This window comes from Prosthecobacter sp., assembly GCF_029946185.1.
Lineage (GTDB): Bacteria > Verrucomicrobiota > Verrucomicrobiia > Verrucomicrobiales > Verrucomicrobiaceae > Prosthecobacter.
Map to the genome: position 1 here is coordinate 1 of NZ_JAQSEA010000277.1, position 13,277 is coordinate 13,277.

13 protein-coding genes are annotated in these 13,277 nt (G+C 60.1%); 11 read left to right on the forward strand and 2 right to left on the reverse strand.

The window, feature by feature from the left end:
- From PSV43_RS22480 to ruvB, 10 genes are all read left to right on the forward strand, one after another.
- Window positions 1-1,698 (forward strand): CehA/McbA family metallohydrolase (locus tag PSV43_RS22480; protein ID WP_300203067.1); only part of this gene is annotated, 1,698 nt, incomplete at its 5' end.
- A gap of 96 nt (window positions 1,699-1,794) precedes the next feature.
- On the forward strand, window positions 1,795-2,112 hold the full coding sequence (locus PSV43_RS22485; protein ID WP_300203069.1) for a hypothetical protein: 318 nt from the start codon (window positions 1,795-1,797) through the stop codon (window positions 2,110-2,112).
- Complete coding sequence (locus tag PSV43_RS22490; RefSeq protein WP_300203071.1) at window positions 2,109-2,372, forward strand: hypothetical protein; 264 nt, start codon at window positions 2,109-2,111, stop codon at window positions 2,370-2,372. Before PSV43_RS22485 ends, PSV43_RS22490 begins: the two co-directional genes overlap by 4 nt.
- Before the next feature lie 105 nt (window positions 2,373-2,477).
- On the forward strand, window positions 2,478-2,783 hold the full coding sequence (locus tag PSV43_RS22495) for a hypothetical protein (protein WP_300203073.1): 306 nt from the start codon (window positions 2,478-2,480) through the stop codon (window positions 2,781-2,783).
- The gene (locus PSV43_RS22500; protein ID WP_300203075.1) at window positions 2,780-3,160 is read left to right on the forward strand and encodes a cytidine deaminase; all 381 of its coding nucleotides are present in this window, start codon (window positions 2,780-2,782) and stop codon (window positions 3,158-3,160) included. Before PSV43_RS22495 ends, PSV43_RS22500 begins: the two co-directional genes overlap by 4 nt.
- A 10-nt stretch (window positions 3,161-3,170) precedes the next feature.
- Window positions 3,171-4,040, forward strand: coding sequence for a D-hexose-6-phosphate mutarotase (locus tag PSV43_RS22505; RefSeq protein WP_300203077.1), 870 nt, complete (start codon window positions 3,171-3,173; stop codon window positions 4,038-4,040).
- Window positions 4,041-4,120: 80 nt separating this feature from the next.
- Complete coding sequence (locus PSV43_RS22510) at window positions 4,121-5,404, forward strand: AMP-binding protein (RefSeq protein WP_300203078.1); 1,284 nt, start codon at window positions 4,121-4,123, stop codon at window positions 5,402-5,404.
- Between the two features lie 114 nt (window positions 5,405-5,518).
- Window positions 5,519-6,193, forward strand: a complete 675-nt coding sequence (locus PSV43_RS22515; RefSeq protein ID WP_300203080.1) for an ABC transporter ATP-binding protein — start codon at window positions 5,519-5,521, stop codon at window positions 6,191-6,193.
- Window positions 6,190-9,417 (forward strand): ABC transporter permease, encoded by a 3,228-nt coding sequence (locus PSV43_RS22520; RefSeq protein WP_300203082.1) that lies wholly within the window; start codon window positions 6,190-6,192, stop codon window positions 9,415-9,417. The genes PSV43_RS22515 and PSV43_RS22520 overlap by 4 nt, the downstream gene beginning before the upstream one ends.
- 166 nt (window positions 9,418-9,583) lie before the next feature.
- Window positions 9,584-10,588 carry a Holliday junction branch migration DNA helicase RuvB gene (gene ruvB / locus PSV43_RS22525; protein WP_300203084.1) on the forward strand — a complete coding sequence of 335 codons (1,005 nt, stop codon included), beginning with the start codon at window positions 9,584-9,586 and terminating at the stop codon, window positions 10,586-10,588.
- Window positions 10,589-10,720: 132 nt separating this feature from the next.
- On the opposite strand, the gene PSV43_RS22530 is transcribed toward ruvB, so the two are convergent.
- Window positions 10,721-11,077, reverse strand: a complete 357-nt coding sequence (locus PSV43_RS22530) for a hypothetical protein (RefSeq protein ID WP_300203086.1) — start codon at window positions 11,075-11,077, stop codon at window positions 10,721-10,723.
- Between the two features lie 208 nt (window positions 11,078-11,285).
- Between PSV43_RS22530 and PSV43_RS22535 the strand changes: the two genes are divergently transcribed.
- Window positions 11,286-11,774 carry a hypothetical protein gene (locus tag PSV43_RS22535; RefSeq protein ID WP_300203088.1) on the forward strand — a complete coding sequence of 163 codons (489 nt, stop codon included), beginning with the start codon at window positions 11,286-11,288 and terminating at the stop codon, window positions 11,772-11,774.
- Between the two features lie 22 nt (window positions 11,775-11,796).
- On the opposite strand, the gene PSV43_RS22540 is transcribed toward PSV43_RS22535, so the two are convergent.
- Window positions 11,797-13,101 carry a hypothetical protein gene (locus PSV43_RS22540; protein ID WP_300203090.1) on the reverse strand — a complete coding sequence of 435 codons (1,305 nt, stop codon included), beginning with the start codon at window positions 13,099-13,101 and terminating at the stop codon, window positions 11,797-11,799.
- Window positions 13,102-13,277: the final 176 nt, after the last annotated feature.

Below are 13,277 nucleotides of genomic sequence, written 5' to 3' on the forward strand. Positions count from 1 at the left end.
CTCCCTGTAGGTCAGACCGAGCTGACGGCGAATGATTTGGGACGCGAACCAAGCAAAATCGCCTTCCCTGTGACCGAAAGAGGCGTGGCAACTCCGAAGTTCTACGTCCTTTCCGCCTCCGCCATCCGCTTCGACATCACCGACGAATCCGGCAAGCCCATCCCCTGCAAAGCACACTTTGCCCCGCTCGCCCCAGACGCCCCCAAGCTCAATTTCGGCCCGAAACATCGTGCGCACGGCTGCGTGGACCAGTACATGAGCGAGAACGGCCAGTTCACCCAGCAACTGCCACCCGGGCAATATCGCGTCGTCGTCGTGCGTGGCCCGGAGTACTCGCATCTGGAGCAGGAAGTGAACGTCGAGCCTGGCAAAGAGTCCGTCTTCAAGGGCACGCTCAAACGCGTGGTCGATACCAAGGGCTGGATCAGCGCCGACTTCCACAATCACAGCACCCCCAGCGGCGACAACGTCTGCGACACAGATGGCCGCATCATCAACATCGCTGCCGAGCATCTGGAGTTCACCCCCACCACCGAGCACAACCGCATTTACGACTGGGAGCCCACGATCAAAGCCCTCGGCCTCGAATCCCACATCAAGACCGTCAAGGGCATCGAACTCACCGGCAGCCGTCAGCACTTCAACGCCTTTCCGTTTGAGCCGGAACCACTCAAACAGGACGGCGGTGCCCCAGTGTGGAATGACGATCCGCGCATCACGGCCATCACCCTGCGCCGCTGGCAGGGCGAGCGTGCAGACCGCTGGATTCAGTTCAACCACCCCGATCTCTCCAACATGTTCGTCGATCGTGACAATGACGGCATTGCAGACGGCGGTTTCGTCGGCGTTGGCAGCATGATCGACGGCGCAGAATCGCAAAACGGCGCAGGGGCGGACATCCTCGCAGAGGCACCGTTTCGCCTGAGCCGCCCGAAGGGTTCGCTGGCCATGAAGGTCTCGGCAGTTCGCGAATTCGTCTGGCTTCAGCTCCTCAATCAAGGCCTGCGCGTCACCGCCGTTGGCGTGGCGGATGCCCACTCCGTGTATGGCAACGGTGTCGGCTGCTGGCGCTGCTACCTGCCCAGCAGCACCGATGAACCCGCGAAGATCGACTGGGCGGAACTCGCCCCGCATGCCAAGGCAGGCCACATCGTTCTGAGCACCGGCCCCTTCCTTGAAGTCACCACGCAGAACGGCAAGATCGCTGGCGACGATGACCGCGCCACCGGCGGCATTGACCTGAAGGTACGTGTGCAATGCACCGACTGGATGGACATCGACCGCGTGCAGGTGCTCGTGAACAGCCGCCCTGATCCCAAACTCAATTTCACCCGCGCCACACACCCACAGATGTTCAAGGACGGCGTGGGGAAGTTTGACGAAAAAATCCACGTTCCACTGCAGCACGACGCCCATCTCATCGTCGTCGCCATCGACGAAGACGGCGATGAAAAAATCGGCTACGGCACCAGCGACTACGCCCGCATCCGTCCCTGCGCCTACAACAACCCCATCTACGTCGATGCCGACGGCCACGGCTTCACCCCAAACGGCGACACCCTCGACTTCGATCTCCCCACCGGCGGCCTCAAAGTGGATGCCGCCAAGGAAAAGCTCACCCGCGCCGGCCTGCTCCAGTCCGCACCGCCTGCGCCTACCGCGCCTGCTGTTGAACCGAAGAAAGAAAAGAAAAAATGAAACTGGATGCCTCATGTCTCTGGTATGAGAGAGCATCTGGCGACAGGTGCGAATGGGGAAGGTTGAGTTTCACCGACAATGATTAATGATCAGACCATGAGCACGCTGACTGGACCCCAGCCCACCGATCCCAAAGAACTGCGCCCACTGCTGCATGCAGAGCTGGACCGCCTGCCTGACGAGCACTTGGAGACAGCCCATCGCTTCCTCTTGGAAATGGAGGTTCAGCATGCTCTTGAATCGCTCGGGACTGCGACAGAGCAGGCCTGGTCTCGTGGTGACTTGAGCGATGAAAAAATCGCTGAAACCGTTCGTGAGCACCGGCAGCGCCACTGCGGTTCCCTTGAGCATGGCCGCCGCGTCATTCTTCACGTCTTGTTCTTTGCCCAACTCATGGTACACTCAATCCCATGAGCACGCTCACGCTGGAACTCAATGATTCGCTCTTTGCCCGCTTGGTGACTGCCAGCAAGGCACGCAATCTCCCACCAGCGGAACTCGCGCTCGAAACGCTCGAACACACACTGGCGGCGACACCGGCTTTTTCAGAGGACAGCGTCAGACCGAGTGCCTATGACCTCATGAAAGACGGCTTCGGCATTGTGGATAGCGGCCGAACGGATCTCGCCAGCAATTCTAAGCATTTGGAGGGATTGGGCCAGTGGCGCAGATAGTCCTGCTGGACGCAGGGCCGCTCGTGGCTGTTTTGGACAGACGGGAGCAGTGGCATGAGTGGGCTATCGCGCAGATGAGCAAGGTGCAGGCTCCGCTGTTGACCTGTGAAGCCGTCATCACCGAAGCCTGCTTTCTGCTCAGGCAACAACCCTTCCGCGCTTCGCCAGCTCCATCATTGGGCGGAACAAGGGCTGCTCAAGCCTCTGACTCTCTCGGAAGGCAGCCTCGCCCCGACGTTCGCTCTCATGCAACGTTATGCGAACGTCCCCATGTCTTTTGCAGACGCCTCTCTCATGATGCACGCTGAGGCCCTGCCGCAGACATGCATCTTCACTTTGGACAAAGACTTCACCATCTACCGCCACGCTGATGGTAAGCCGCCCAAGTTACTGGCCCCTTTCGTCGAATGACCACTGACCTCCTCGCACACGCCACCGCCGCCGCTGCAAAGGCCTATGCCCCCTACTCACACTTCCAGGTCGGCTGTGCGCTGCTGACGGCGCAGGGGAACCTCTTCACCGGCTGCAATGTCGAAAATGCCAGCTACGGCTTGACCATCTGCGCGGAGCGCAGCACCATCTTCCATGCCGTGGCGCAAGAGGGCCCCGGCATGAAAATCGCCGAACTGGCGGTGATTGCCCTTGGGCATGAATTTCCGCCCTGCGGTGCCTGCCGGCAGGTGATCGCGGAGTTTGCGGAGGCGGAGACGCTCGTGGGGTTTCTGCGCGATGGAAAACCGGTGTCGATGACAATGGCGGAGTTGCTGCCAGCGAGCTTCAGGTTATGAGTGCGCACGCATGACACTCCCTCCTTCCGTCACCCTCATCGAAGAACCCGCCGGTTATCCCATCCTCGTCATCGAGCACGCCGCTGCAACCGCTCGCATCGCACTGAACGGAGCGCATGTGACGGACTGGATTCCCGAAGGGCATGATCCCGTGCTGTACATGAGCACCGACGCGCTGCTGGAGCCGGGTAAAGCAATTCGCGGCGGCATCCCCGTTTGCTGGCCTTGGTTTGGCCCGCATCCGACCGACAGCACCCAGGCTGCGCATGGCTTTGTCCGCACGATGATGTGGGAAGTCGATGTGGCGCGTGAAACCACAGCGGATGTCGAAATTGTGCTGAAGCTGCAAGATTCTGCGGCGACGAAAGCCCTCTGGCCGCATGCCTTTGCCGCACGGGTGCACGTGCACATTGGGGCATCCCTGCAGATCACCCTGATCGCCGCGAATACTGGCACCACCGCCTGGACCATGACCGGCGCGCTGCACTCTTACTTCAACGTGGAGGACGTGCGTAAAATCGCCATTCACGGCCTGCACGGCACGCAGTACGTCGAAGGCCGCCTGTCTCCCGACAAGTGCGCACAGCAGGGCACCATTGTCATCGATCAAGAAGTGGACCGCATGTACATCTCTGATTCCACCGTCATCGTGCATGATCCGCTCTGGAAACGTGAACTCGTCATCGAAAAAGCTGGCAGCCTGGCCACCGTGGTGTGGAATCCGTGGATCGAAAAATCCAAGCGCCTCGCCGATCTTCCCGACGAAGCCTATCCCGAGTTCATCTGCATCGAAGCCGCCAATGCGGGAGAAGATGTGATCACCGTGCAGCCGGGGCATGAACATTTGCTGATGCAGCGGATTGAGGTCCGGAAACTGTGATCCTCAAGGAATGACGAGAGGCATTCGGCATTCGTCATTTTTTGAGTGACCCCGCCCCATGCCTCGCCATGTCTAACATCATGTCCGACGGACCTCCATTGATCGACCGGGTTCGTTTGCGCTCCAATCAGTGGCGCAAGCTGCGTTCCATCGTGCTCAATCTCGCCACGACGGACAGTTTCTACGGTAAACGAATCCGCGAGTGGGGGCTGAAAGTGAGCCGCCTCAATCGCGTGGATGATTTCATCGCGCAGGTGCCCTTCACCACCAAGGCGGACATTCAGGCAGACCGCCTCGCGCACCCTCCTTTTGGCACCAATCTGACACGGGCCATTGGCCAGTACACCCGCTTCTGCCAGACCAGCGGCACCAGCTCTGGCGTACCGATGGCCTGGGTGGACACCCCCGAGAGCTGGGATGCCATGCTCAAGTGCTGGCAGCGCGTGCTTGATGCCGCAGGGTTGGTCAAAGGGAGTGATCGCATTTTTTTCGCGTTTTCATTCGGGCCGTTTTTGGGTTTTTGGACCGCCTATGAGGCGGCCGCGAAAGATTACCTCATCCTTCCCAGCGGCGGCATGTCCAGCCAGGCGCGACTGGAGGCCATGGCACGCTACGGCGCGACGGTGCTCTGCTGCACGCCGACGTATGCGCTGCGGCTGGGCGAGTTGATCGGCAGTCCCTCCGGCTTGGAGCGCACGGACCTGCGCATCAGCAAGATCATCGTCGCAGGTGAAACGGGTGGCAGCGTGCCTGAGGTGCGCCAGCGGCTGGAGGAGCTGTGGGGAGCCCGCGTGTTTGACCATCACGGCATGACTGAGGTCGGCCCCGTCAGCTACGAAACAGAAGACATGCCGCGGCAGCTTATCGTCATTGAGGAGGCGTACCTCGCTGAGATCGTCGATCCGCAAACAGGCGTGGAAGTGGCCGAGGGCGAGTGCGGCGAATTGATTCTCACCACGCTGGACCGCACCGCCTGCCCCCTGCTGCGCTACCGCACGGGCGACTGGGTGAAGAAGAAACTCCATCGCGGACGGCTGATGCTCGACGGCGGCATCCTCAGCCGTGTGGACGACATGATCGTGGTGCGCGGCGTGAACATTTACCCCAGCGCCATCGAAGCGGTGGTGCGCCAGTTCCCCGAAGTCGTCGAATACATGGTCGAACAGCGCAAGGTGGATGCGATGGACGAGATCGAGCTGGTCATCGAAATGGACGGCAATGTGGCAAAGCAGCAATTGAAGAGCATCGAGTCCAAGCTCAAAGACACTTTTTCCCTGCGCATCACTGTGCGGCTCGCCGAACCCAACAGCCTGCCCCGCCACGAATTCAAAGCAAAGCGCTGGCGCATCGTGCCAGCCGCATAAAACACCGCCGCCCTAGGAATGGCGTATGAAGTCCCCATGAACTAACGAGTCACACCTTCGTTCATTCGTCATTTTCCCGCTGTTCAATTCCCACCGCATGCCTACGCTTCCCCCATGCCTCTCATCCAGCTAACCAACGTTTCCAAATCCTACACCGACCCTGGCAGTGGCGCGCAGGTGCCGGTGCTGCGCGGCATCAATCTCAGCATTGAAGCCGGTGAATCCGTCGCCGTCGTCGGCCCCTCGGGCTGCGGCAAGAGCACCCTGCTGAACATTCTCGGCACGCTCGATCTGCCCGACACAGGTGACATCCTGTTTGATGGTGAAGCCCTGGCGAAAATGACGGCCAAGCAGCTTGCCGCTGTGCGCAGTCAAAAAATCGGCTTCATCTTTCAGCTTCACCATCTCATGCCGCAGTGCTCCGTGCTGGAGAACGTGCTGCTGCCCACGCTCGCCCTGAAATCACCGCCCAAAGACGCTTTGCAGCGGGCTGAATCTCTGCTCGAACAGGTCGGGCTCAAGGAGCGGATGAACTGGAAGCCCGCCCAACTCTCCGGCGGCGAACGCCAGCGCGTGGCCTTTGTACGCGCGCTCATCAACCAGCCCCAGCTCATCCTCGCCGATGAGCCCACGGGCGCTCTCGATGAGACCAGCGCCGACACTTTGACCGACCTGCTGCTTCAGCTTCAGAAGAGCAGCGGCGTCACCCTCATCATGGTCACCCACCATCGCGCCCAAGCAGACCGCATGGGCCGTGTGCTGACGATTCACGAAGGCGTCCTGCAATGAAATTCACGGATTACGTTCTCCAGTCCGCACGTCATTACTGGCGTGGTCATCTGGGCCTGCTCTTCGGCACCTTTCTCGCCGCCACGATTCTGACCGGCTCCATGCTCGTCGGTGATTCCGTGCGTGCCAGCCTGGAACGCGTGGCGACCCTGCGCCTCGGCAAAGTGGAAGGCGGCGTACTCGGCGGTGACCACTGGTTCACCGAAACCCTGGCGCGCAAAACCGAATCCGCGCCCGTCATCATCGCCATCGGCGCAGCGAGTGCTGCCAGTGGCAAGGTGCGTGTGAACGGAACTCAGGTGCTTGGCGTGGACGCCAGTTTCTGGAAGCTCAGCACCAGTTCCAAGAACGTCGCCTTTGATAAATCCGCCGTCGCCATCAATGAACCTCTCGCGCGCAAACTCGGCGTGAAGGTGGGAGACACCATTCTCGTGCGGTTGGAGCGCCCCAGCGCCATCTCACGCGATGCCCCACTCTCCGGCAGCACCAATGAAGACATCTCGCTGCGGCGCACCGTCGCGGCGGTGGTCAGCGCCGAAGACTTCGGCACCTTTCAACTCATCGCCTCGCAGGTGCCACCCGACACGGTGTTTGTTAATCTCGCCGATCTGCAGACCCAGCTCGAAATGGACGGACGGGTGAACGCCCTGCTCAGTTCAGAATTCAATGCCCTGCGTGCGAATTTGGAAAAAAACCGCACCCTCGAAGATTTTGCGCTCAAGCTCAAACGCATCGAAGGCGCGAAGAAGGAATGGGAGATCAGCACCAGCCGCGTGTTTTTGGAGGGCAGTCTCGCGGACAAACTCATCGACTTCAAAGGTGCCTACGGCGTGCTGACTTATCTCGTCAACGGCATCACCTCCAAGCAGGGCGGCACCCCCTACTCCATGGTCACGGCCACAGGCCAAGGCAACGATGATGAAATCACCATCACCCAATGGCTGGCGGATGATCAAAAGCTCGCCATTGGCGATGAACTGGAAGTCAAATACTTCGTGGTAGGTCTTGGCCGCGATCTCAAACAGCAGTCCGCCAAGTTCAAAGTGGCCTCGATTCTCCCGATGAACCACCCCCGTGTCACCAAGGCATGGACACCCGATTTCCCCGGCGTTTCAGACGTGGACAACTGCCGTGACTGGGAGCCCGGCATCCCGATGGACATGAAGGCCATTCGAGACCAGGACGAAGCCTATTGGGATGAATTCAAAGGCACCCCCAAGGGCTTCATCACACTGGCGGCGGGCCAGAAACTCTGGGCCAATCGTTTTGGCAAACTTACCGCCATTCGTTTGCCCAATGAAGGCCAGACGGTGGAGGCAAAGGGAAACGCACTCGCGCTGCGCCTGCAGCTTGCCGACATCGGTCTGGTGCCACGAGATTTCAAACACGATGCCACTAGCGCCGCCAAAGGCAGCGTGGACTTCGGCGGCCTCTTCATCGGCCTGAGCATGTTCTTGATCGCGGCCGCGCTCGTCTTTGCCGCACTGCTGTTCCTCTTCACACTGGAGCGCCGTGCCCCGCAGATCGGCCTCCTGCTGGCCGTGGGGTGGACGCGCAGCATGGTGCGCCGCGCCTGGCTGCTGGAGGCGGGCGTCATCGCCATCGCAGGCGTATTGCTCGGCGTGTTCGGCGGCATGCTTTACACACAGACCGCGCTGCACGGACTCTCCGCCATCTGGACGGGAGCCACACAGGGGCTGCCGCTCGTGTTCAGCGCCAGCTTCGGTACCCTCTTCAATGCAGCACTCGCCACGCTGATCGTCGTGCTGCTCACTCTGGGCTGGGCCAGCCGAAAGCTCTTCAAAGTCAAAGCACGTGACCTGCTGGCAGGCTCCTGGAGTGATGATCTCAGGCCGGCGCAGAAAAAGCCCGGCCACAAAACCATGCTGATCATCGCAGTCGTTGCATTGGCACTTCTCGCAGCCGGGTTTGTGATGACAAATCCGGAAGCCGTGGCGGGCATGTTCTTCGGCTCCGGCATGCTGATGATGATCGCTGGCCTGCTCTTTCTGCGCGGCTGGATGCGAAGCGACAGCGGCACCCTCGCACGCTCACTCCGGCAGATCGGCATGCGCAACATTTCACGCCGCCCTTCCCGCAGCCTCGCGGTCATCGGCATGATGGCAGGCGGCATTTTCCTCGTCGTCGCAGTAAACGCCTTCCGCATGAGCGCGGGAGACACCACCGCGCGCGACTCCGGCACCGGCGGCTTCGCCCTCATCGGTGAATCCTCCCTACCCGTGTATGAAGACCTGAATGTGAAGGCGGGCTGGGATGCCTTTGGCCTCGATGAAAAGCTCATGCCACAGGCCCGCGTGGTGCCCTTCCGCGTGCGCGATGGCGATGACGCAAGCTGCTTGAATCTCAACCGTGCCCAAAAGCCCGTGCTCGTGGCTGCTGACCCCGCCAAGCTGACCGGCACCTTTGCCTTTGCGTCTGGCTCGTGGGAGAACATGAAACAGTCGTCCTCCGACATTGGGGGTGTCGTTGATATACCTGTATTGCAGCCCATCCCCGCCATCGCCGATCAAGCCACCGCCATGTGGGGCCTCGGCAAAGGCATGGGCGATACGCTGGACTATCAGGACAGCGCCGGGAAAACCTTTCAGGTGAAAATCGTCGGCTTGCTGGCCGGTTCTATCCTGCAGGGCAAGATGATCATCAGTGAAAAAGACTTCCTCGCGAAGTATCCTGATGCTGCTGGCTATCGCTTCTTTTTGATCGACGCGAAACCCGAACAGTCGGCTGAAGTCGCCGAGCATCTCACGCGCCAGCTTGAGCAGCGCGGATTGGCGCTGGAGCCCGCACGGCAGCGCCTGGAGCTGTTCCTCAGCGTGCAGAATACCTACATCGGCATCTTCACCATCCTCGGCGGTCTCGGCGTGCTTCTGGGCACCGCCGGTATCGGCGTCCTCATAGCTCGCCATGTGCTCGAACGCCGTGGCGAACTTGGCCTCATGCAGGCGCTGGGATTCCGTGCCGGAGCGCTGCGGAGCATGATCATGGGAGAGCACAGCGTGCTGCTCGTGCTGGGCCTCATCCTCGGCGTAGCGACCGCAGCACTCGCCGTGCTCCCTCAATTGATCGCACGCGGCGGCAACCTCCCGGTTGTTTTCCTGGTCGTGCTCATCATCGCCGTTCTGGTCTTCGGCCTCGTCGTGTGTGCAATCGCCGTAGCCACCGCCGTGCGTGGTCGCCTGACAGATTCCATCCGCCGGGAGTGACCGCAAGGAGAGGCACTTGCCAAGTGCCGTGGTTGTTGGGGTGAGTGGCTCACAGCTCAAGCCGTGACTTGGCAAGTCACGCTCCTAGCTCACGCCGCTAGGCGGATACAAGATTTTGAGTCTAGTGCGTTTGCACTCCTTCCCGACCCACGCTCCTATGTAGGCAGTGAATCCCACGCTCAACGACCCCGACTCTCCCTTTGATCTCGCCCTCCGCCCGGCGGATTTTTCCGAGTTCCACGGCCAGACCAAGGTCAAAGAACAACTCCTCGTCATGGTCGAAGCCGCCAAGATGCGCGGGGAATCGCTGGATCACGTGCTGCTCTGCGGCCCACCCGGCCTGGGAAAAACCACCCTCGCCAATCTCATTGCCAACGCCATCGGCACCAAGCTGCACACCACCAGCGGCCCGCAGATTGATCGCGCCGGAGATCTCGCCGGCATCCTCACCAATCTTCAGGAGCGGGACGTCCTCTTCATCGACGAAATCCACCGCCTGCATCCCAGCATCGAGGAATACTTGTATCCCGCCATCGAGGACTATCGCCTCGACATCATCATCGATCAGGGTCCCAAGGCGCGCACCATCCGCATCGACCTCCCACCCTTCACGCTCGTCGGTGCCACCACCCGCGCCGGCATGCTCACCTCGCCGATGCGTTCACGCTTCGGCATTCCGAACCGCCTCGACTACTACACCGCCGAAGAGATCCAGCACATCCTCATCCGCTCCGCGCGTTTGATGAATGTCGCCATCGAGCCCGGAGGCGCGCACGAAATCGCCCGCCGCTCCCGTGGCACGCCGCGCATCGCCAATCACCTGCTCCGCTGGGTGCGCGACTTCGCCCAGGTGAAGGCGCAAAACATCGTCACTGAAGACGTCGCCCGTCAGGCGCTCACCATGCGCGACATCGACGAATCCGGCCTCGATGAAATGGACACCCGCATCCTCGAAACCATCATTGGCAAGTTCGACGGCGGCCCCGTCGGCATGGGTAGCGTCGCCGTCGCCGTGGGTGAAGACACCAGCACTCTGGAAGACGTGCATGAGCCCTACCTCGTCATGCAAGGCTACCTCAAACGCACCCCACGTGGCCGTGTCGCCATGCCAGCCGCCTACCGCAAACTCGGCCTCATGCCTCCCGTCACCAGGCAGAACGATTTGTTCTGAAAAGTAGTCATGAGCTTCAGCTCGTTCTGGATTCTGGCTGCTTGCGGAGCTTTCCAGAACGAGCTGAAGCTCGAAAGTACTTTGTCATGCAAACACTCGCCGCCTACCGCAAGCTCGGCCTCATACCTCCGCTCATTTGAGCAGCATGTCATTGGACTTGATAAGATAGCTTTGCAGCAGGCAGAAGTCGCCAGAAACGATGTAGGTGAAGGTTTCGACTCCCTTGCCATGCTCAAACTCGGTATTCTGGGAGAGCACGACGGAGGTCTTTAGATTATAGCTGTTGATCCGCCACGCTCCGTCGATGGACTTCACCTGCCTGCCCAGTTTGCGGTGCACCGCTTCCAGCAGTTTCACAAAGTCGTCCTCGGCTTCAGATGCTTTCAAATCGGCGTGTCCTGCCGCGTAAAGCTCCTTGAACTTCTGCTCATTGAACTGCTTGTGAAAGTCCACGACGGCCGTTTCCGCCAGTCCTTTGCCTTTGGTCATGTCTTTGCACGAAGAGAGAGAGACAAGAATTAGGAGAAGTGCCAGCAGAGTTCTTAGGTTCATTGAGGTACGATACGCAACGGAGTGCCTCACTTGCAAGTGCTTTGCTGCAAGCAGCGGCGCTTGCATGGCCAATGATATAAATTCCGCCCCTGTTCACACGACGATCCTTGCACCCCGGTCGTTCAGCGTTCAGCATCCCCCCCACATGTGGCGCGAACTCACCACCCTCTGGCAGAGCATCTGCGACCCCGAATACCTCCATCTTCTGCTGGAGCCCCTGCCCTTGTACGGCCTGGGCATCGGGCTGACGTTTTTGATTGTGTCCTTCATGGTTGGCGAGCCGAAATGCCGCATGCTGGCGCTGGCCGTCATCTGCGTCTCCTGCGCTAGTGTGTGGCCCTACAATGATCTGCGCGCCAAGGCGACCCCCCGCATCCTCGCCACGCGTTCCCCGGATTTAGCACCGCTCATTCAGGATCAAACACAACGCCGCAAAGACTGGTCCTGGCCCTACTATGCGATGTCACTGGTCAGCTTCGCGGCCCTCGCCGCAGCGCGTTCTCCCAAAAGCCGGATGGTCGTATTTTTCGTGGTCGCCTTCGGCGCACTGCTGTTCTGGTTCAGCATCTGGATGCACAAGAAAGAGTGTGAGGTTTACCACCGCAACATCGTGCAGTTTGCCCCGGTCAGATGAGGGACTGCCCTTTGCCACATCCTCATTCGTCGATGTAGGAATCTCCCTCCGTGGGAACCACGAGCTGATTTTTGACGAGGTCAAAGTACTCCCCTTTGCCAGAGGAGTGAATGTAGAGCCGCTGCTTCCGGCGCTTCAAGTTGTCGAGCACCACGGAGAGCTGCTTGAAGTCCACGACGTCCTGAAAGTCGGAGAACCAGTAGAGACCGTCGGCATTGCGCACCTCATCACTCAGCAGCGCGAGCCAGGTGTAGCCCACCCCGACATTGTGGATAAAATAGGTCTGCGGGCGACGCGACAGCTTGAGGAAGAGATCCTTGATGGGGATGGGCTTCCTGGTGTCGATCTTATACTGCGCCGTCTCCATGAAGGTAGCCCCGCCAAGACGCCAGAATTTTCCAAACTCGACCGTTGAGGTGCGGAATATCTTCGTGCCCACCAGCGGCTTCGACGGTGCCTCCAGGCCACAGCCAAAATACAACACCACGACGCTGCCTTTCGCCACTTTGTCCACCTCATTGACCACGCGTTCCAGATGCGGCATCATTGAGGAGGAAACGTCGAGAACCACGGCCAGCTTTTTGGCCTTGATGGTCAGACCAAACAAGGGGCCGAACACCATGCCGCTCTTGGCGCCCAGTCCCACCCCGTTGCCAGAACCGCCTGCGGCACCCGCCAAGCCGAATCCTCCGCTGAACGCGCCAGCCCCCATGGGTTTGACGGTCTGGGGCAAGTCGAGCATGTCGGGCACATCCGTGAGCACCATCACATCCTTGAGGCTGTCAGCCACTGCCAGCTTGCGATTGGGCATCGCCTTTTTCAGCCAGGGATTTTTCTTCTGCTGAATCTTGTGCTGCAGCGCCTCCGCAGCCTGCGCGCCCTGGACCGAGCCGCCACCGGAGATGAAGTCGATCTGTTTGTCGATGACCTGATGCACCACAATCACCGCGCCAGCCCCCCATATCAGCGCATGGACGGCAAAACTCAGCGCGAGCGAACGTCCGCCCCATTTGTCCCAGCGTTGCCGCCAGGAATGCGCGGGAGGTGCTTCCGCGTCTGGTTGCATTCTGGATCGAATGGCGGGCCGTGGCTTGAACACGGAGGCGGGATGACTCTGCTGTTTCGGCGGAGAGCCCCCTGCATGTGCAGTCAGGGGGATTTTTTTAGTCGCCTTGTTTTTGTCTGCGGCCGGCCTCTGTGGCGGCGGAGAGGCAGGAGCCACAGGCTCACGCGCTTCGGCTTGGGTCGGTCCGCCCGACTCCGGTTTTTCCACAGCCTCTTCATCCACCTTGGGAAGGTGATCGAATTCCTCGGGAGTGGAGAACATGGCGGCTATGAATCAACTCAGCCAACGTTCCCGAGTTTTCAATCAACTGCGAGAGCGCATTGGGAAATATCTGGTCTTTACCCACAAAGTTGGAGACACCCTATCATAAGTCGTTGGAAACTGCGGGGCTATTGACCGGTGTGCGGGATGGCATGTGATCCTTGTTTGAATCGTGG

Excerpts from the sequence above, each read along its gene's own strand:
- PSV43_RS22500 (WP_300203075.1), top strand. The coding sequence starts at position 2,780 with ATGACCACTGACCTCCTCGCACACGCCACCGCCGCCGCTGCAAAGGCC.
- PSV43_RS22515 (WP_300203080.1), top strand. The coding sequence starts at position 5,519 with ATGCCTCTCATCCAGCTAACCAACGTTTCCAAATCCTACACCGACCCT.
- PSV43_RS22520 (WP_300203082.1), top strand. The coding sequence starts at position 6,190 with ATGAAATTCACGGATTACGTTCTCCAGTCCGCACGTCATTACTGGCGT.
- PSV43_RS22535 (WP_300203088.1), top strand. The coding sequence starts at position 11,286 with ATGTGGCGCGAACTCACCACCCTCTGGCAGAGCATCTGCGACCCCGAA.
- PSV43_RS22540 (WP_300203090.1), bottom strand. The coding sequence starts at position 13,101 with ATGTTCTCCACTCCCGAGGAATTCGATCACCTTCCCAAGGTGGATGAA.
- PSV43_RS22510 (WP_300203078.1), top strand. The coding sequence starts at position 4,121 with ATGTCCGACGGACCTCCATTGATCGACCGGGTTCGTTTGCGCTCCAAT.
- PSV43_RS22530 (WP_300203086.1), bottom strand. The coding sequence starts at position 11,077 with ATGACCAAAGGCAAAGGACTGGCGGAAACGGCCGTCGTGGACTTTCAC.
- PSV43_RS22490 (WP_300203071.1), top strand. The coding sequence starts at position 2,109 with ATGAGCACGCTCACGCTGGAACTCAATGATTCGCTCTTTGCCCGCTTG.
- PSV43_RS22485 (WP_300203069.1), top strand. The coding sequence starts at position 1,795 with ATGAGCACGCTGACTGGACCCCAGCCCACCGATCCCAAAGAACTGCGC.
- PSV43_RS22505 (WP_300203077.1), top strand. The coding sequence starts at position 3,171 with ATGACACTCCCTCCTTCCGTCACCCTCATCGAAGAACCCGCCGGTTAT.